The 20,111-nt window shown below is 28.3% G+C and carries 15 protein-coding genes; 5 read left to right on the forward strand and 10 right to left on the reverse strand.

What is annotated here, in order from left to right; translation table 11 throughout:
* Positions 1–168: 168 nt before the first annotated feature.
* The 4 genes from ppk1 to ABID14_RS02695 form a co-directional block, all read right to left on the reverse strand.
* Positions 169–2,289, reverse strand: coding sequence for a polyphosphate kinase 1 (gene ppk1 / locus ABID14_RS02680; RefSeq protein ID WP_354366939.1), 2,121 nt, complete (start codon positions 2,287–2,289; stop codon positions 169–171).
* Complete coding sequence (locus ABID14_RS02685) at positions 2,290–3,189, reverse strand: Ppx/GppA phosphatase family protein (RefSeq protein WP_354366941.1); 900 nt, start codon at positions 3,187–3,189, stop codon at positions 2,290–2,292.
* Positions 3,190–3,270: 81 nt separating this feature from the next.
* Positions 3,271–4,056 (reverse strand): inositol monophosphatase family protein, encoded by a 786-nt coding sequence (locus tag ABID14_RS02690; RefSeq protein ID WP_354366943.1) that lies wholly within the window; start codon positions 4,054–4,056, stop codon positions 3,271–3,273.
* 208 nt (positions 4,057–4,264) lie between these two features.
* Positions 4,265–7,156, reverse strand: a complete 2,892-nt coding sequence (locus ABID14_RS02695) for an insulinase family protein (RefSeq protein WP_354366945.1) — start codon at positions 7,154–7,156, stop codon at positions 4,265–4,267.
* A gap of 111 nt (positions 7,157–7,267) precedes the next feature.
* On the opposite strand from ABID14_RS02695, the gene ABID14_RS02700 reads away from it, so the two are divergent.
* Complete coding sequence (locus ABID14_RS02700) at positions 7,268–8,803, forward strand: oleate hydratase (protein WP_354366947.1); 1,536 nt, start codon at positions 7,268–7,270, stop codon at positions 8,801–8,803.
* 23 nt (positions 8,804–8,826) lie between these two features.
* On the opposite strand, the gene ABID14_RS02705 is transcribed toward ABID14_RS02700, so the two are convergent.
* A complete protein-coding gene (locus ABID14_RS02705; protein ID WP_354366949.1) occupies positions 8,827–9,453 on the reverse strand; it encodes a DUF3793 family protein in 627 nt (208 codons plus the stop codon).
* Positions 9,419–9,844 carry a flavodoxin gene (locus tag ABID14_RS02710; protein ID WP_354366951.1) on the reverse strand — a complete coding sequence of 142 codons (426 nt, stop codon included), beginning with the start codon at positions 9,842–9,844 and terminating at the stop codon, positions 9,419–9,421. Before ABID14_RS02710 ends, ABID14_RS02705 begins: the two co-directional genes overlap by 35 nt.
* A gap of 120 nt (positions 9,845–9,964) precedes the next feature.
* Between ABID14_RS02710 and ABID14_RS02715 the strand changes: the two genes are divergently transcribed.
* From ABID14_RS02715 to ABID14_RS02725, 3 genes are read left to right on the forward strand one after another with little or no spacing between them, the layout of a single operon-like run.
* On the forward strand, positions 9,965–10,609 hold the full coding sequence (locus ABID14_RS02715) for a helix-turn-helix domain-containing protein (RefSeq protein ID WP_354366953.1): 645 nt from the start codon (positions 9,965–9,967) through the stop codon (positions 10,607–10,609).
* A 54-nt stretch (positions 10,610–10,663) separates the two neighbouring features.
* On the forward strand, positions 10,664–12,100 hold the full coding sequence (locus ABID14_RS02720) for an MBOAT family O-acyltransferase (RefSeq protein ID WP_354366955.1): 1,437 nt from the start codon (positions 10,664–10,666) through the stop codon (positions 12,098–12,100).
* A 9-nt stretch (positions 12,101–12,109) separates the two neighbouring features.
* Positions 12,110–13,150, forward strand: a complete 1,041-nt coding sequence (locus ABID14_RS02725; RefSeq protein ID WP_354366957.1) for an SGNH/GDSL hydrolase family protein — start codon at positions 12,110–12,112, stop codon at positions 13,148–13,150.
* Positions 13,151–13,762: 612 nt separating this feature from the next.
* Here the strand turns inward: ABID14_RS02725 and ABID14_RS02730 are convergent.
* The 3 genes from ABID14_RS02730 to ABID14_RS02740 are packed head-to-tail and all read right to left on the reverse strand — an operon-like array spanning position 13,763 to position 17,866.
* Complete coding sequence (locus tag ABID14_RS02730; RefSeq protein ID WP_354366959.1) at positions 13,763–14,299, reverse strand: 5-formyltetrahydrofolate cyclo-ligase; 537 nt, start codon at positions 14,297–14,299, stop codon at positions 13,763–13,765.
* Between the two features lie 8 nt (positions 14,300–14,307).
* Positions 14,308–16,902, reverse strand: a complete 2,595-nt coding sequence (locus tag ABID14_RS02735; RefSeq protein WP_354366961.1) for a PD-(D/E)XK nuclease family protein — start codon at positions 16,900–16,902, stop codon at positions 14,308–14,310.
* Positions 16,883–17,866 carry an RluA family pseudouridine synthase gene (locus ABID14_RS02740; RefSeq protein ID WP_354366963.1) on the reverse strand — a complete coding sequence of 328 codons (984 nt, stop codon included), beginning with the start codon at positions 17,864–17,866 and terminating at the stop codon, positions 16,883–16,885. Before ABID14_RS02740 ends, ABID14_RS02735 begins: the two co-directional genes overlap by 20 nt.
* Positions 17,867–17,938: 72 nt before the next feature.
* Between ABID14_RS02740 and ABID14_RS02745 the strand changes: the two genes are divergently transcribed.
* Positions 17,939–18,616, forward strand: a complete 678-nt coding sequence (locus ABID14_RS02745; RefSeq protein WP_354366965.1) for an endolytic transglycosylase MltG — start codon at positions 17,939–17,941, stop codon at positions 18,614–18,616.
* 676 nt (positions 18,617–19,292) lie between these two features.
* Here ABID14_RS02745 and ABID14_RS02750 read toward each other — a convergent pair.
* The gene (locus tag ABID14_RS02750) at positions 19,293–19,472 is read right to left on the reverse strand and encodes a hypothetical protein (protein WP_354366967.1); all 180 of its coding nucleotides are present in this window, start codon (positions 19,470–19,472) and stop codon (positions 19,293–19,295) included.
* Between the last annotated feature and the right edge of the window lie 639 nt (positions 19,473–20,111).

Here is a 20,111-nt window from a genome sequence, read left to right on the forward strand (position 1 = left end):
GGATCCCTAGGCACACTTTCGCTCATGTATCTGAGCAACTTTCTTTCAATTCAAATCTTATCAATTTATAAAAATTTTGTCAATCACTTTTATCAAGTAAAAGACGAAATTTATTATATTTACATTTATTTGAAATAAGTGTTTCGCATTTATCAAATAAATCGAATATTACTTTTTAAATATACGCAATAGTTTTTCAAATATATTTTCTCTTTTTTTCTCTTTAACTTCTTCTTTTATAATTTTTGCTACAACTTTTTCTCTTTTATTTTCTGCTTCTTGCATAAAATAATTTTGAGATGCGAATTTTTCTTTTCCTTCTATCTTGCTATACTGGCCATTTTTATTCATAATTCTTCCGCCTACATTATCCTTTAACTGTGTATTCATGTAGTCGCAGACTTTCTTTTTCAAATCTTTATCTAAAATTGGAGCAGCTATCTCAACTCTATTTTCAGTATTTCGCGTCATCAAATCTGCTGAAGATATATAAACTTTCGGATCATTTTTTCCAAATACATAAACTCTCGGATGTTCCAAAAATCTTCCTACAATTGACCTGATTTTTATCTTATCACAAACTCCACTTACTCTTGGCACTAAGCAAGAGATTCCTCTGACGATTAAATCTATTTGCACACCTTTTTGCGAAGCTTCTATAAATTTTTCTATAAAATCTTTGTCTGTAAGTGAATTAAATTTGCAGAAAATATAACCTTCTTCACCTTTAGCTATCTCTTCGTCCATCAGTTTCATTAAACCAGTCTTTAGTGAAGTTGGAGACTGAAGAAGATGCATATACTTTCCATTTAAATTTCCAATTGACATATTTTTAAAGAAATCAGTTGCATCGAGACCTATCTCTTTATTAGCTGTAATTAGTGAAAAATCCGTATATAATTTGGCAGTTTTCTCATTATAATTACCAGTACCAATTTGAGTTATATATTTTAAATCGCCAGTTTTTGAATTTCTAAAAGTTATCAGACAAATTTTCGAATGAACTTTATACATTGAAAATCCATATATTATATTGCAACCTTCTTCGTAGAGCATATTGGCGTAATTAATATTAGATTCTTCATCAAACCTTGCTTTTAACTCCACAAATACTGTTACTTCTTTTCCATTTTGTGCTGCTTGTGATAGATATTTAACTACTTTAGAATTTTTAGCGAGTCTATATATTGTTATTTTAATTGACTTACATTCTGGGTCATTTGCCGCCTCTTTCAAAAGTTGTAAAAATGTGTCCATGCTCTCGTAAGGATATGACAATAGTATATCCTTATCTCTAACACTTTTTATCACGCTTTCCGTATTATCTGCTGGATTATACTGAACTAAATCATCATATAAGATTGTTTTCTTAATAGCTTGGGGAACTTCATCAATTAAATCAAAAACATATCCCATATTCAATGGTGATTTTAGTGGAAAATATGCTTTTTCTTCTAAATTTATATTTTCTAATAAAAATTCAAGTGCTGGTTTAGATAATTCTCCTAAAGTTTCAAGTCTAACAACATCTAGCCTTTTTCTCTTTTTTAGCACTCTTTTCATATAATCTTGGTAATCATCAAACTCTTCCCATGTGTCTCTATCATCAGTAAAATCAGTATTCCTTGTTACTTTAATGACATTTTTGGATAACACCTTATAATCTTTGAAAATTTTTTCAGTTTGATTTAGCATTATATCTTCCATCAAGATATAATCAACATTTTCACCTGACAATACAATATGTGTAGGGTAAGTAAATCTAACTGGAAATAACCCAAAAACTTTCTCTCCATCTTTTTCAAGATGAGCAAAAATATATAATTTGTTATTTTCTAAAAATGGAAATGGATGGTTTAAATCCACAATTTGAGGTGATACAAGTTGGTCTATTTTTTTTATATAAAAATCTTCTACTTCTTCTTTTTGCTTTTCACTGAGTTCTTCATATTCAAGTTGTCTTATATTGTATTTTCTAAGTTCATCTGAAACAGAAGCGTAAATAGCATCTTTTTCTCCATACATTTGTGGCAGTCTTTCAAGAACAGCATCTATCTGCTCCTCAGCAGTCATTCCTGTCTTATTATCAATTACTTCTTTTTTTAATAAAGATAAATCATGAAGTGATCCAATTCTGACCATAAAAAATTCATCAAGATTTGAAACAAATATGCTGACAAATTTTAGCTTTCCAAGCGGAGGAACATGATCCTCTGTAGCCTCCAACAATACTCTCTCATTAAACTGTAACCAAGAAACTTCCCTATTTTGAAAACAATCTTTTGACATTTAATTTTCTCCTAACACTTTATAAATTAAATACCCTTCTCTAAGACCTCTTTCCGAAACATCGATTGAACTAATTTTTAACTTTTCCATAACTACTTTCAATATAATGATACCTGGTACTAAAGTATGAATCCGTGAAGGATTTGCCCTAATAATCATTCTAGCTGTTTCTGTATCTTTGTCTTTTATTCTTTCTATTAAGTCCTCAACATCTTCTAGAGTAAAATGATGCTCATCACCTATCCATAATTCAGACATTGCTTTTCCAGCAGTTCTAATAGTACCGCCAATACCAATTAGGTTTTTATTTTTTAGGTCATAATTTTTAATATCAAGCTCTCTCTTGACATTTTTTTCCATGGCACGCATTTCTTTTTTAGTAGGCATAACATAACTGACATGTTCTCTAAATAATAAAAGAGAACCTAACTTTAAATTAATAATTTCATTAGGTTTTCTGTTTTTAAAAGAAACTATTTCTGTACTGGCACCACCAATATCTATAGTAATTCCACTTTCTATATCCATATCTGAAGTAATGCCTATGTTTCCAATTTTTGCTTCATCAGTTTGTGACAAAACATCAATGTCTATTCCGAGTTCTTCTTTAACTTCTTGAAGAACCTCTTCAGTATTAGATAAATCCCTAAGTGAAGCTGTTGCAAAAGGTGAAAAAGTATCGGACCTAAGTTCTTTTACTGTACTCTGTATACTAGCAAGAGTCTTTTTAAGTTTTTTTATCCCCTTACTAGTGAGCTCATTGTCAAAGACATAAGTAATAAGCCCTGCTGTATATTTTTTGTTTAGTACCTTTACAGCAGAACTAATATCACCGCCTTCAACGTCAAAGACTATAAGTCTAATGGTATTCGAACCAATATCTACTATTGAATGTCTCATAATTTTATTTTACTCCTTTAATTGATATTAACTTTTTAATGTAAAATCCTTGTAAATTTATAGAATATATTGTGTAACTTTTTAATATATGAATCTTTTAAGATTATTAACAATATTTTTATTGCCACAAATTATGCCACCAGATTTTTGTGAAGTAATTGACTTGCCATGCATATCAAGTACAATTGCCCCCGCTTCTTTTGCAATTAGAGTACCCGCTGCATAGTCCCATAAATTGAGACCATCTTCAATAAACCCGTCGTAGCGACCACATGCGACATATGCCATCTCAAGAGCTGCAGATCCAATTCTTCTTATGCCACTTGTATGGTCAAAAATATATCTCATCATTTCAAAGGTTTCGTCTTTTCTATTTAATCTAGAACCGCCAGTTCCAGTTCCAATTATTGAAGTTGAAAAATCTACAATATTAGAAACAGAAATTTTTTCTCCATTTAAATATGAACCACAACCTTTAATTGCAGAGAAAAACTCATCACTAAAAGGATTGTATATCGCTCCAATAACTATCTCGCCATTCTCCATAAGAGCCAAGCTGATAACAGAATGATTAAAACCATGAAACAAATTTGTAGTTCCATCCACTGGATCTAGCACCCAAGTATATCTTCCTAATTCAGTTTCATTAAGACCGGCCTCTTCTGCCAAGAGCGTGGAATTTTTTATAAGTTTTAACAATTTGTCTTCCAAATAACTTTGCACTTTAAAATCAACTATTGTCACATAATCATTTTTACCTTTTAATTTATAATTGTCACGAGCATTTTCTGTGAAAAAAATCTCAGAAGCTAGTCGCATTTCACGTTCCATGCTATCTAAAATATCCCTATATCTTTTAGTTTCCATATTTACTCCTTTTTTAATTCTTATAAAATGTTTTCTAAATTAATATTAATAATCATACTAGATATAATTATACACTAAAGCAAATATCTAAAACTTTCTATTTTAATTGAGTTTTTTCACTTAAAATTAATTTAAAATCAAGGAAATAAAAACGATAAAAAAAGACACGCCTAAACGTGTCTCAAAATAACAATATCTTTTCTTTAATTTATTTAATTGATTTTATTTCTTTAAATAATTCTTCATTTTCTTTAATTTTTGATGCACTTCCCACCACTGCAAGATAATTTTTATTCATAGCTTTTTCGATTACTTCTCCAAAAGCTCTTAATTTTTCTACATTTGTATTTAGTGCTTCTTCTTTAGATTTTATTACATCTTCATGTGATAAATTTGATATAAATCTAGATAAATTCAACTCTCCAATATCTTCTGGCGAAAGCAGAGGATCAAAAGTATTCATAGAGCCTATTATAAAATTTTTTAAATCTTCTGTAGATATATCTAAATTTCGCACATATTCTCCAATCTTGTCATAAACTTTTACTGTATTTTCAAGATTAGGATCTCTGTAAGAATAAGTGGCAAGTGTTGCAGTTCTAGGTATTGTAATTCCGCCGCCGTAAGCTCCACCCTTTGCTCTTATTTCATTGTGCAAGAAAGTAGAATTTAAAATATTTGCAAGCACTGTCAAATCTCCAACATATTTTTGTCCAAGTTTATTGAGGTCATAACCTTTAGATACATAAACTACATTTGATGTTATATAATAACCTTCGTTTTTATTTTCTTCTTTAAATTCAAATTTGCCTTTTGGCAATTTTTCATCAGCTAGATTTTCGATATAATCTTCAAAGTTATATTTTATATTATCTAAATCTTCTTCTGAACCTGTGACCGAAATTATTAAATTGTTTTTGTTAAATAATTTTCGGTAAATATTTTCAAAGCTATTTAGCAAATCATCAAAATTTTCGTCAAAGTTTTCTACTAAATTCTTTAGAAATTCATAGTATTTCATCCCGCCAATGTGTGACTGATAAAGTGAGCTTTCAGAAAAATAAGATTTTACTATTGATATTACCATTTGATGTCCTCCAGAAAGCATGCTCGCTTCTATTCTCGATTTCATGATAAATAAAAGTTCTTTAATTCTAGCTTTTGAATTTAAAATTGTATTTTCTGTTATTTCATTTATTAATTCAAGTCCCCTTTGTATATTATTAGCAAGTGACTTCATCTTTATATTTAGTCTTACATAATATTTTGAGTTATCTTTGGAGTCAACATAAATTGCCGGTGCAAAATAAATACCACCAGTGTTTTTATAAATTTCGTTGTTGAGTTCTTTGTAAGAATAATTTTTGGTATCTAAAAGAGGAAGTAATGACACCATTAATGACATCTTTTCTATTTCGTCTTCTTCTATAAATCCTATATCATGAGATATATTCGTATAAATTATTTTATTAGTATCTTCTATAGATTTTAGATATTTTATATCTCCTATTTTGTCATGAATAACTTTATACTCGGTAATTTCTTTATCGATATCTGAAAGTTCTAATGTTGGTATTGTGTTTTTGGCCTCTGGGGAGTCTTCTGTCATTTGGTATTCTTCTAATGCTATAGTCTCTTCTATTAGCTTTTCAATTTCTTCTTCTGATAAACTCTCTTTTATCTTTTGAAGTTCTTTCTTTACTTTTAGATCTTGTTTGTCATTCTTATCAACCTCAGGTTTTGCAACTAGTGTTACTGAATAATGATTGTTAATCAATTTTTTTTCTATATATTTTTCTACAAAATTATCATCTAATTTAGATTTAACTAGATTTAATACATCTATATAATAAAGAGAGTCCAGTGGCGATTTATCATATAACCAAGAGTTGAGTGCTCTAATATAATAAATGATAGCCTTTTGGCTACCTCCACCTTCTCTGAAAATAAATTCAAATCTATTTAAGGTTGCCTCCAATAAATCTCTATCTATACCTTCTTTTACAAGATTTTTTAGAGTTGAGTCTATAATATTTAAGAATTCTTCTTTTTTATTCGCTTTCGTATTTTTTACTACAATCGATAAATCTAGTGGCAATGATGTTGATGTTTCTGTATATATATCTTCTCCTATCCCTGCATCTAGAATTGCTCGTTTAAGCGGAGCTGGTTCTGATTCTATCAATATATATGTCAACAAATCACGCATAAATATATCTAACTTAGAAGTTTGGTATCCAATTGTCCAGCCGTGTGCTAAAAAGTCAGAATTATCTGTTACTTCTTCTTTGGAAGCAGAAAAAGTAATCTCTACATCTTTATCTGTATCATACTCGTCATTCAAAATAATATTTGAGTCGATATCAATTTTTTGAAAATCATTCAAATAATAATCATCAATATATGAAAGTGCTTCGTCCATGTCTAAATCTCCATACAAATAAATGTAAGAATTAGTTGGATGATAATATTTTTTGTGATAATCTTTAAATTCTTCATAGGAAAGTGTCGGTATCAGAGATGGGTCTCCGCCAGAGTCCACACCATAACTTGAGTTTTCATGCAAATTAAATGTTATTGCATCAGCTACAATATTTTCTGCAGATGAATAGACTCCCTTCATTTCGTTATAAACAACGCCATTATATTTTAATTCATCTTCTCTGTTTTTTAATTCATAATGCCATCCTTCTTGTTCAAAAATCTTTATTTCATTGTGAATTTCAGGATAAAATACTGCATCTAAATAAACGTCCATTAAATTATAAAAATCTTTTTTGTTTCTACTTGAGATTGGATAGATAGTTTTATCTGGAAAAGTCATAGCATTTAAAAAAGTTTGCTGACTTGATTTAATTAAATCCATAAAAGGCTCTTTAGTCTTATATTTTCTTGAACCAGATAGCACACAGTGCTCTACTATATGGCAAACACCATTTCCAGTTTTTGGTGGCGTTCTAAATCCAATTCCAAAAGCTTTATTGTTGTCATTATTTTTTAAAGTTAAAACTTTTGCTCCAGTTTTTATATGTTTATAAACTCTGCACTTAGAGGAAACTTCATCAATATATTTTTCTTCAATTAATTCATAATTTTTCATGCTCTCACTCCTATTACTATTATAAAACATTATACTTGTAAAAGTTATATTTAACAATTAATATCGCTTAATCCTCTCATTTTTGGGTAAAAAAGTAGAGGAGGTATCGCTATGGCAAAAAATGACAAAATTAAAAAGGTGGCTATTGCCGCTGCAACAATTTCCACTGCACTAGCTCTTACTAAAAAAATAAGTGACGAGAAAAGTGAACCTAGGCTTCTTGCACCAAATCGTGATGAATTTACAAAAGTATATTTAGTAGGTGGCGGTATTGGCAATTTATCACTCGCCTATGCCCTTATAAATCATGCAAATTTGTCTGCAGAAAATATAACAATATATAAAAATAAATTTAATGAATTTTTACCCATTAATGATGAATACAATTATCCAAATTATAAGACATTTGATGATAGATACAATATATCTAATTTCGCGAATACTTATGAAATGTTAAAGGATATACTTTCCGAAGAAGATTTAGATATTTTAAATAAAAAAATCAATACTCCAGAAAATATTCAAGTCATTGATTTAAATTCACATACATTTGATGATGTAAATGTTGTAAGCGAAAGCACAAAATTAAAGCTCAAAAAACTTGTTTTAAAACCTAAATCCTTCGACAAAGATGAGACGATTGAGAGATACTTTTATTACACAGATTTCGTAGATTCAAGCTTATATTATTTTTTGGCAACCCTTTTTAATCTCAGAAGAACTTCTCTAGTTTCAGAACTAAAAGAGGCCATCATAACCATGAGTTCATCTCACGAGTTTTTTGATATAAGAACAGCTTATTTTCATAAACAATTTGAGCATTCTTTAAAACACAAGGGTGTCAATTTTGTAGAAGATTATAAATTTGTCAAATTAAATATCAAAGATAACTCTGTCACAAAAATAATATTTGAAAATAATAATCAAATTATAGAACAATATGTCGATAAAAAAGACATAGTTTCTCTTGAATCACCCTCTTATGTGGACAAAATATCTTTAGGAACATTAAATTCAATACCACAAATTGTGCACGAAAGCACTATTTTAAAAGATAAAAATTCCCATTATATTGGTCAAATATCAGGAGAAGCCCCTGAAAATTCAATTATTTTTGTAAAATTTACTTTCACAAATGATAGTTTTTCTAGAAAGATTAGAGAAATGTATTCAAATAAAAATACCTTTATTCTAAAATTGAAATCAGGCATTTCTGTTAAACTAAGAGGCGAAGATGTCATTGTAAAAATATTAAATCCTGAAAAAAGTTCGATTTTTGTGGGCAATAATTTCAATGCTTTAAATGGTGAAGACTTTTTCTTTGAACTGGTTAAAACTTTTAATCTTGATGACGATTATGGCCACTTGAGGATGAGTTTGAAATCAGTTTTTATAACTCTTTTGCCTGATTATAGAGACGGTATCGAAACAAATTCAGAATTGATGCCAAAAGATGTTTCAAATCTTTGTTATATTTCTTCTCGAAATTCTAAATTTGGTACTAACTACTCCATAGAAAAACTTGTCAAACAAGGACTTATTATAGCACACGAAATGATGGGAATAGACCATATTGAAATAATGGAAGAAAATGTTGATAAATTAAAAATAGTAAAATTCTTAGATGAAGTTTTGATAGTAAAATAGACAGCACATAGGCTGTCTATTTTTTATGAGGGTAATTTTTTATTTATTATCTTTGAGATATAATTCATTTTAGATATATCGTATAACTGACAGGTAGTCTTTGCACCTTCAACATCATTGTAGCACTTCCAGTAGCCACAATATTTACATTTTTTTAGTTTATTATTATAATCAATTACATCTAAGAGGGGATAATCGAGAAAAATACCAATCTCCGAGGGTGTAGAAAATTGAAAGTTTTCACGAAGTTTCATTAAATAGTAATTTAGATTATTATTTTGTTCATAACCAATACCTGATAAATAGGAAGATATCTGTTCATTTTCAAATTTCTTTTTTAATCTCTGATTGTCATAAAAATAGAGAAGCAATGAATTTTTATCAGACTTTAATTCTATAAATTCTAAATTAAAAATTTCTGCAATTGATTTTTTATTTTCATTCCAAGTATTTATTAATTCTCTTTTTGTATTTTTTAGATTAATCAAAGATCCTATTTTTAAACCATTTATAGTAGGTGCAGAATAAAAACCAATTAAATGAATCAAATAATCTAAGTCTTTTAAGTTTTCAATATGCTTATAAAACTCTAAAACTTGCGACTTATAATTATCTTTATGCGCGAGCGATTTCTCTTCCAACTCGTTCACACTCTTCTATATCGTCATCTGTTGGATCATCATAACATATTAGTGTTTCAACAATATTTGCTCCTGTATCTTCAACTTCCTCTTCCCAGAGCTTCATCCACTCGCCATCTGCCCATTCATAAGAGCCAAATAACACAACTTTTTTGCCGGATAATAATTTATTTGCTTCATCCATAAATGGTCGCATTTCCATTTCTTCTAATTCTTCTGCTCCCATTGCAGGACATCCAAAGGCTAATTTATCACAATTTTCAACATCGCTTATATTAGCTTGTGAAACTTGCAAAAGTCCTACTTCCACTCCTTCCCCTTCAATACCTTTTTTAATTGCTTCTGCCATTCTTTCTGTATGGCCTGTTCCAGACCAATATATAATATTTATCTTTTTCATAAAAACCTCCAATTGATATTTTTTATCATTTACTATATAATATACTCAAAAGTTAAATGATAATTATTTATAATTAACATATTATATTTAATATTTTATATAAAACTTAAGGAGGATTAAATGACTAATTATTTAAATTTAGCACAACTTACTAAGCCAGAATCTCTAAATAGTGCAAAAGAGATTTTTGAAGACAAAACAAAAGACAGAATCAATGACTTTGACGAGTATAAAAAACAGATTTCTGATTTAAATTCTTTCTTGTATACATATTTCTTAATCACATACAATAAGGATCTCACACTGATGCATAGTGAATTTAACACTACATTAGAAAATTCAAATACTATATCTGATTTGAGAAATTTGGCTCAGACAATAATCAAATCTTACTCTGAAACTCTTCTTGAAAAAATTAATTATTGCGACAATCATATAATCGATGAGGCTATCAAGATAATAAATCGCGAATTTCACAAGGGAATTAATTTGATGAATCTTTCAAAAAGCCTTCATGTATCTAAGAACTACTTATGTTCCCTATTCAAGGAGCATACTGGTTTTACTTTTTGTCAATATTTAAATACTTTAAAAACTAATAAGGCTAAAAATTTATTAGAGGAGAATAAGAAAACATTAGAATATATATCTTTTGCCTGCGGTTTTTCATCACAGCCACATTTTACAATGACATTCAAAAAATATACAGGGCTTACTCCTCGAGAATATAAACTAAAAATGAATTATCAAAATAATAATAGATAATATTGAAATCCTCCAATTTTTACTATAATATTAAATAATGAATTGGAGGATTTGATGTTATTTAATTCTTTTGAGTATTTAATATTTTTACCAATTGTGGTAATTTTATATAATTTAATTCCAGAAAAATTTAAAAATGTATTCTTATTACTAGCATCTTTGACATTTTATTCTTTTTGGAATGTTAAATATACATTTTTGATGATACTGTCAATTGCTATAACTTTTTTCACAGGAATTTATATTGATAGGCATTCTGATAAAATGATTAAAAATTTTGCAGTTTTTATCTGCTTCTTTATAAATTTGGGTATATTATTTATTTTTAAATATTTCAATTTCACCGTTGATTTGATAAATTCAGCTTTTTATACAAATTATAATTTTGAAATAAATGTACTATTGCCTGTCGGAATATCTTTTTATACTTTTCAAGCATTGGGCTATACAATTGATGTTTATAGAGGTGATATTGCAGCTGAAAGAAATTTTGTAAATTATGCACTATTTGTTTCTTTTTTTCCTCAACTTGTAGCTGGACCAATTGAACGGTCGACAAATTTATTGCCACAAATAAAAAAAAGACATAAATTTGAATTTGAAAATTTAATAAAAGGTCTACAATTTCTAGTTTGGGGCCTATTTTTAAAATTAGTAATAGCAGATAGAGCTGCTATTTTGGTCGATGAATTATTTAATAATTATAGTAAATTTTCTTCTTTTATGTTAATAATTGGAGCAATACTATTCACTGTGCAAATATACTGTGATTTTTACTCTTATTCTATCATAGCCAAAGGTTCTGCAAAAATAATCGGTATAGACTTAATGTATAATTTTAGAGAACCATTTTTATCCAAGTCTATAGTTGAATTTTGGCGAAGGTGGCATATATCATTATCCACATGGTTTAAGGATTATTTATATATTCCACTAGGCGGCAATAGAAAAGGAAAAATTAGAAAATATTTAAATCTATTAATTATTTTTTTGGTGAGCGGTCTTTGGCATGGTGCAGAACTTTCATTTATACTTTGGGGTTTAATCCATGGTCTATTTAATGTATTTGAAAACACATTAAAAAATTTAAATTTAAAGAGAAAAGATAACTTCTTGATAAATTCTATGAGGCGAATATACACTTTTTCAATTGTAGTATTTGCATTCATATATTTTAGAGCTGCAAATATTTTTGAAGCTAATGCGTATATAGAAGCTTTAATTAAAAATGGTAACAAAGGAAGTTTATTAAATGAATTTTCAAAGACTAACTTTGCAATAGCAAATATATATCCATTAATCGGTGGAATAATAATACTTATTATAGTGGATATACTGAGATATAAAGAAATAAAAATTTGGGAATTAACTAGAAAAATAATTTTGCCAATTAGATGGATTGTTTATTATTTTTTTCTATTTGCAACAATTATTTTTGGAATATATGGCCCTGGATTTTCGGAATCAGCATTTATTTATTTCCAATTTTAGGTGATAGTTATGAATTCAATTAAAAAAACTAAATTTTTTAAAATTACCTTAAGTGTAATTTTCATTTCCATATTTATTTTTGGATTTATAGAAATAAATAATTTATTGTTGCGTAAATCAGTAACAAAACCTTGGGATATGGGCAACAAAATTGGTGGATTTTATAATGAAAGCGAAAAATATGATATGATGTTTTTTGGTACAAGTCATTCATACTGTTCATTTATACCACTGTATTTATATAATGACTTGGGGCTCAAATCTTATGTGCTTGCATCACAAAAGCAACCGCTTAAAATATCATACAGATATATAAAAGATGCCGTTAAACACACTAAACCTAAAATTATTTTTGTAGATATACAAGCTGCCATATATAAATTAGACGAAGATTCAGCCACCGTCCATTCTTACTGTGATTATATGCCCATGAGCATGAATAAATTAAAAATGATAGCAAAAGATATTCCAACCGAACATAAACTTGAAGCTTTGCTACCTATAATAAGCTATCACTCACGCTGGAGCGAACTAAAGTCAGAAGATTTTACTGTGAATTCTGATAAATACGAAGACGATTTAAAAGGATATGTAATGCTCAAAGGACAGAGTAAAAGCTTTCTAAATGGTGATGATGAGCAACAAAAAGATTTAGAAAAAATTAAACGAGCTCGTGAAAAATCTTACCTAAATTCTAATTTGAAAACCATAAGTAAAATTATCGATTTGGCAGCTAAAAATGATATAAAAGTAATATTCGTAAAAACACCAGTTTTTTATTACGATGATTATAAGGATAATATAGATATAATTTCTAAATATATAGAAAAAAAGAATATAAATTTTATAGATTTTAATTTATATTCAGAGGATATGAATTTAACAAAAAACGACTTTTATGACCCATATCATTTAAATGTAGCGGGAGCCGAAAAATTTAATAAGTTTTTTATAAACTATATGTTTGATAAAGGAATATATAAAGATAATTCAAATTTGGATGAAGCTTGGAGGGAAAGGCTAGAAAAATATAATATTAATAAAGAGTAGATAATACATTAATTTTTCTATTTCAAAGGAAGGAATGTGGGCGTTCCGCTTTCGCTGCGAGACCCCCTTTCCTCTCTTTCGAGCTTCCAACCAAACCCCCCACGCCTTTTTAGACTAAGTTTTTACCTCTTTCGTTTTTCTTTTTGCTATACTTGTTCGTGGTTTGGGTGCTTGAATAGTTTTTTATTTAAAATAAAAAGAAAAACTATCAAGAAATGAAATGTATATGCGGTTACAAACTTTCAAACCGTCATTCCGAGCGGAAAACCCGAAGGGTTTGTAGTCGAGGAATCTGCCTGTAGAGGAGTAGTTCTGTAAAAATTAATAGAAGTCTTTTTTTACTGTCTTTTCCATTACACTTCTTTTTTTACCTACTCAAAATCTCCCCGTCACATGCAGATCCTTCGACTTCAGAAATCTTAGCAGATTTCTTTCGCTCAGGATGACATGGGAGGGAAAAAGTTCTCTCCACCACATGCAGACTCTTTATGTGTTCGCACGCTTTTTACTCGATATGACAGTTGTAAAAGACCACGACAACTTCCACATGTAAATTCATTCTATTCGTCCCAATGCTTCTCACTAAGGATTGTATAGATATTATTTATAAAACTAAAATTTTATAAAACTTTTATCCGTCAAGAGATAATCTACTTTTCTATCGTATTCTTCATTAAACACTTTATTTGTCCTTTGCTCTTCAAACCCTATGGCAAGTGAAATTGTGTCAATTTTCTCAAAAAATTTATCATAAAATCCCCCACCATAACCGAGCCTATACCCTCTGTCATCAAATGCAAGTCCTGGTGTAATTGTAAGGTCAATGTCTGTTACAGGTTCTCCATCTTCTGGTTCTAAAATTCCCATTTTGTTAGGTTTTAATTCTGATAATCCGTCTATTTCTGTAGCAACCATTTCTTTTCCAATAACAAGTGGAACTAATAATTTTTTACCATCTTCTTTTATCATATCTATAATCTCATGAGTATTTACTTCTGTTTTATATGAAATAAATACAAAAACTGACTTAGCATTTATATATATATCAAGCTCTCTTAGTTTTTCTTGTATTAGTTTGCTCTTTTCGTATCTATTTTCTATATTTGCTCTTTTAGCAAAAAATTCTTTTCTCAAACTCTTTTTTTCCATTTTATACCTCACTTATTCTCACATATATCTTTATAAATACAATTTAAACAATCGCTCTCAGAGTCCATATTCCCTTGTTTTAAACTTTCAACCAACGAAATAATAGCATTCTTTGAACTTTTAAAGATTTCTTTTAACTCCTCGTCGCTATAAAAATACCTAACCCTGGGTAATTTATCTCTCAAATCTGAATTTTTCATAACTGTTTTTATTTCAGCATCTTGGATAGAACCATAAATTAGTTTAACAATATTTTTATTATCTTTAAGTCGAGATAATGCATAAATTGGCATCTGGAAAGCTTTGTTTTCTAAGATTTTATTCTTTGAAATTATAGAACTTTTACTTCTCTTATAGTCCATTATAGCCTCTTCATCACCATTGCTGTCAATTCTGTCTATTCTGCCCACAATTTTTATTCCCTCAATATCCAAATCGATTCTTTTTTCAAAATATTTAGGAGTCAAAAAATCTTCTTTTTGGTTTTCTAAATCAATAATGATATAATCTTTGAGAAAATTAAAATCGTTCAAGACTTGTACCTGTTCCAAAAATTTCAAATCATCAAAAGTTTTATCTTTAAAATTCTCCTGCAAGACCAATTTTTTCAACAATGCTTCATCTAAAATGCTTTTTTCTAATTTAAAATATCTTTTTAAAATGTTATGGAATCTATCCCCCATTTTCAAATAAAATTTATCATCATAATCAAGTGCAAATTCTTCTAACTTAAAAATTCGTTCAAATAAAAATCTTCTGGGACAGTCGCTCAATACATCGAAGTCAGTTACGGAGTAAGTTCTGTCTTTTAATCTCAGATTTAGATTATTCAAAGCTTTACTTGACAGTTTATAATCTAATTTATCTCTATTGTTAAAAATCTCAATCTCGGAAGAATAATATTTCTTAATATAAGTACTAATATCAAGATTACATATCTTTTTTAATATATTTATATTTTTAGCAAGACCTTTATCTTCATCATTTATCAAAATTGTAGTTTTTTGGGAATTAGTTATAGCATATACAAGTTCCATGAGTTCAATTTCAGAATCATTGCCTCTAATTTTAAATTCTTCCAATTCTTCAATAGTTTTTTTAGTATATATGAAATTTTTTTGTGAAATTCTTTCATAATTTGCATCAAAACCTATTATATAAAGTTTTCCAAAATTTTTATAATACATGGACTGCAAATTTTTCATAGTTATAGCATCTCTATTTTGCAGTAACTTAAATTTTATATTTTTTATATATTTTTTAAATAGACATTTAAATTCTTTAAAAGTGATACTCTTATAAAAAATTCTGTATTTTGGCATTTTATTTAAAATATCAATTACTTTGTTTAAAAAATTCATATCTCTTACATACACAAAATCATAAATCTTTGGATTAAATCTTTTCTTTATAATATTTTCTAAATTATTCATGTACTCAATAAAATACTCACAAAAATATTCTAAAGAACCAGTATTTTTGATATTTTCTTGTTGTAAAAATTTCACGCCATCTAAAAAGTTTTGAAGATGGCTTTGCTTAATATCTAACTCCTTAATCTCTTGCAAATTGAAATCAGCTATGTTTTTGAAGTTTTGTTTTAATAAATCCTCTTCGAGCATATTTTTATCTACTGGCAAATTAAAATATGATAGCCTAATTCTCTTTAAAGTATTGTGCCTATTTTTATCTTCTAAATAATCTAAAACTGTGATAATCTCTTCTTTTATTAAAGAACGCTCAATTAAATCTAAATTAAATTCAATGTCTTGAAAAACACTACGATTATTAATGCTCTTGGCAAGTGAACTTGAACCCGTTATAATATCGATATCTTTTATTTGATTTATTATGTCTTTTTTTAGTTCCACAAAAAACATATTATAATAATCGTCTGATGCATCATATAAATCTACTGGAATATTGGCAAGTAAATCATTTATACACTCAGTATTAGATTTAACTATTTCAAAATTCATATTCTCTAACTTAGCAACAGCACTTTGTGAAGTTATATTATTCTCGATATTAAAAGGTATATTGATGATTATATTCTTTGACTTTGAAATTCTTTCAATAAAATCAAATTCAAAATATCCAAAGTCGATAAAACCATCAATAATTATAGTTTCAGCCCTAATATCGTCTTCACTAATTTTAGATAAACCGCTGTCTAAGGTGTAAGAATTTTTAGAAAAATAAATTAAATAATCTCCAAAACTATCGGCTAAAGACTTAATTATGGGCGATGTAAATTTTAAAATATCCTTTTTTCTTTTGCCACTATTTATCAACTCATCAAAAAAATCAACAATTATCTCTACGCTCTCATCAAAAATCTCTTTATCGGGAAAATTTCTATTTAAAATCATCTTTAGCACTATGAATTTTAAAATATTATCAGGTCTTTTTATATTTTTAAATTTAATCAAGTTGTCAAAAGTTATAAATTTGGTATTTATTATATTAATACCACTAAAAACTTCACTTTTTATTTTGTAGTTTATTGCAATTTCAGACGGTAGAATATACAGTGTTTTACCAGATATATAATTTTTATAATCGAATTTCTCCTTTGGAGAACTAAAAAATACCTTTTTCATTTATAATTTCACCTAAATTAACATCAAATAAATCTTCGGCAATCTTTGTCATCTTGTCATTTGGAAGAAATATATAGTTTTTTCCTTTCACATCTTCTAATTTTTTCAAATCAAAACTCACGCAAAAATTGTGCAGAAATTGAGAGTCGAGACCTAGTTTTCTAAATTTATTGTTTTCTTCTTTTGTCCCATACTTTCTATCTCCAATGATATAATAGCCTTTTTCTTTTAAAGAAGCCCTTATTTGGTGAGTCCTACCAGTAATTAAATTTACAGACAGCAGAGTATAATTATTTTTAGTTTTCAAAACTTTAAATTTAGTGACAGATCTCTTGCCATCACTTGATTTTGCTACCACATTATTTTTAGATTTTTTTAAATTAATATCCACGTCAAAATCATCTTTAATGTCGCCCTTAACAATAGTTAAATAATATTTAGAAATATTTCTATTTTTTATACCCTCGTTTAAATACTGCAAAGTTTTTAAATTCTTTGCTCCAATTAGTATGCCAGAAGTATTCCTATCTAATCTATTAACAAAAGCCGGTCTAAAAGAATTTTCAAGCCTTGGATTAAACTCTTCCTTATAAATTAAATAATCTACAAGTCTATCTAACGCATTATCTTGATAAGCCTTCTGATCATTGTGTGTCAACATATTTATAGGTTTTTTTATCAAAATAATATCTTCATTTTCAAAAAGAACATCAGGGAACTTAGAATTTTTATATTTTTTGACATCTTTTTTAAACTTTTTTATAGTATCTTCTGCCAAAAATAATCGAATAACATCTCCTTCATTTAAAATATCTTCAGGATTTGCTTTTTTGCCATTAACCTTGATATTCTTTTTCCTTAAATTTTTATATATAAAAGAAAGAGGAGCCTTTTCAAAATAAATTTTCAAAAATCTATCCACTCTTCTGCCAGCATCGTTCTCGTTGATTATAATTTCTCTCATTGTCTTCACCATTTTTCCTTAATCTGATATAATTATATCAAAACATTTAGAAAATATGAAAAGAGGAATAATTTGAGAAATTTTAATAAACTTTCACTATTTTTAATGAAAGTTCTAGAAATATTTTTATTGGTTCTTTTCTTTGTATTATTAGTATTTATAGTAAAGTGGAGAATCGACCACTTATATGCAAATTCAATAAATAATGGCGAGGTCGATTTTAAAATCAAAGATGAATTTATTAAAACAAAAACTGAGATACTTGGATTAATGGGTAAAACTGACGAAGAATATAAAATACCAGTAGTAAAAGAAAGAGAAATAGAACCAAATAAAAAAGAAAGCATAATAATTAATGTACCTGCAAATACAGATAAAGATTCACTTGGTGAAATATTGATGAGTAAAAATCTAATTGCAGACATAAATGAATACAATAGATTAGTTGACGATATGGGCATAGCAGAAAAAATCTTGCCTGGTCACTATGAGATTAAAGAAGGAATGAAAGTAAAAGAAATATTGTCAGATATATCGGGCAATGTTCTTCACGAATATAAATTTAATATAAGCGAAGGAGCATCTGCAGCAGATGTAGGCAACATGCTAGAAGATATAGGTATGATAGAATCATCTTACGCTTTTGTAGAAAAGTGTAAAGAAATGAACAAAACACAGTTCGTACCAGGAGAACATCATGTAACAATGCCACTAAAAGTAGCCAAAATAATAGAACAGATTACAGTATAAAAAGTCGCAAAAAAGCGACTTTTTTTGATTACCTAATTATAAATAAAGTTTTCTTTCACTCTAAATGACAGTTGCTGGGGTTGTCGTTGCCCTTTCCAATGTCATCTCGACTAAGAAGCGTTGCGAACGCATAAAGAGTCTTGCATGTAGTGGGAAAAATATGTAATGGCAAAATAGAAAATGTAATATTAAAAATAAGAAAAAGACTTCTACATTATATCTACAGAACAACTCCTCTACAGGCAGATTCCTCGACTTGCTATGCTCACTCGGAATGACATTAATAGGGTTGTCGTAGTCTTTTCCAGTGTCATCTCGACTAAAAAGCGTTGCGAACTCATAAAGATTCTTGCATCTGACGGGGAGATTTTGTTTAGGTAAAAAAAGAAATGTAATGGAAAATATAGTAAAAAAGACTTCTATTTATTTGAAATGGAAACATTGCTAAGAAGTATAAAAAAAGACTCTTTTATATAATAAAATATTACATCTTAAAGAGTCTTTAAAATAATAGGCTTAAAATAATTTAATTAATCATTAGAAATTTTAACTAAAAGAAATTGCTCCTGATATACTCGCTCCAGCTTGTTTTATAAAATATGCAATTATAATGCTTCCAATTATTATTGCTGCTGCGATTATATATGCTGATTTATTATCCATGACATCCTCCTAATTATAATACTTTCTTATATCTTACCATATCTTCCACAACTTTTTTAAATATTTGAATTGCTTCTTTTAATTCTTTGTCCTTCATATTCCCATATCCTATTATTATTCTTGGATATTTATATTTTACTTCTCCTTCATAATATTTTGCTAGTCCTTCTACATATATATTTTGTTGTTTCATTTTTTTTATGATTTCTTGTTCTTTTATTTCTGCTTTTATCTCTTATTTTATAAAGTCGACTAAAAAGCGGTAGCGAACGCATAAAGAGTCTTGTCTGCAGTGGGAAGAATTTGTAACCATGAGATAGAAAAAGTATTTCTAAAAATATCAAAAGAACGTGAAAAGCAAAAGTCGAAAAAGATTTTTAACTGTTAGAGCGATAGCGAGTTTTAAAAATCCGACTTTTTGCGAAGTAAAAGAAAAATTAAAGAGGTAACAAAATATATCGACGAAGGCGTTGGGGCTTGGTTGGGAGCTCGAGGGAAAGGAAAGGGGTGCTCGCAGCGAACGCGGAATGCCCCCAATCCTACCCTCGAAAGAGGAAATGAAATTGTTAGTGTAATAATTTTTATTAGAAATTATTAGAAAAGTTTTCTATTTATTCCTACAGAACTACCCCTTTACCAGGAGATTCCTCACTCTTCGAGTACACGGCGATTACAGAAAATTCTTACGAATTTTATTCCACTCGGAATGACAGTTGTAGAGGTTGCCGTAGTCTGTAGGCTTTAATTCTTGACAATTATTCTTTTATGTATTCTAATAACAATAGAAAAACTGATAAAAAGTATAAAAAAGACTCTCTGACATAATATAATC

Origin of the sequence: Peptoniphilus olsenii (assembly GCF_040545475.1) — a bacterium.
Classification (GTDB): domain Bacteria; phylum Bacillota; class Clostridia; order Tissierellales; family Peptoniphilaceae; genus Peptoniphilus_A; species Peptoniphilus_A olsenii.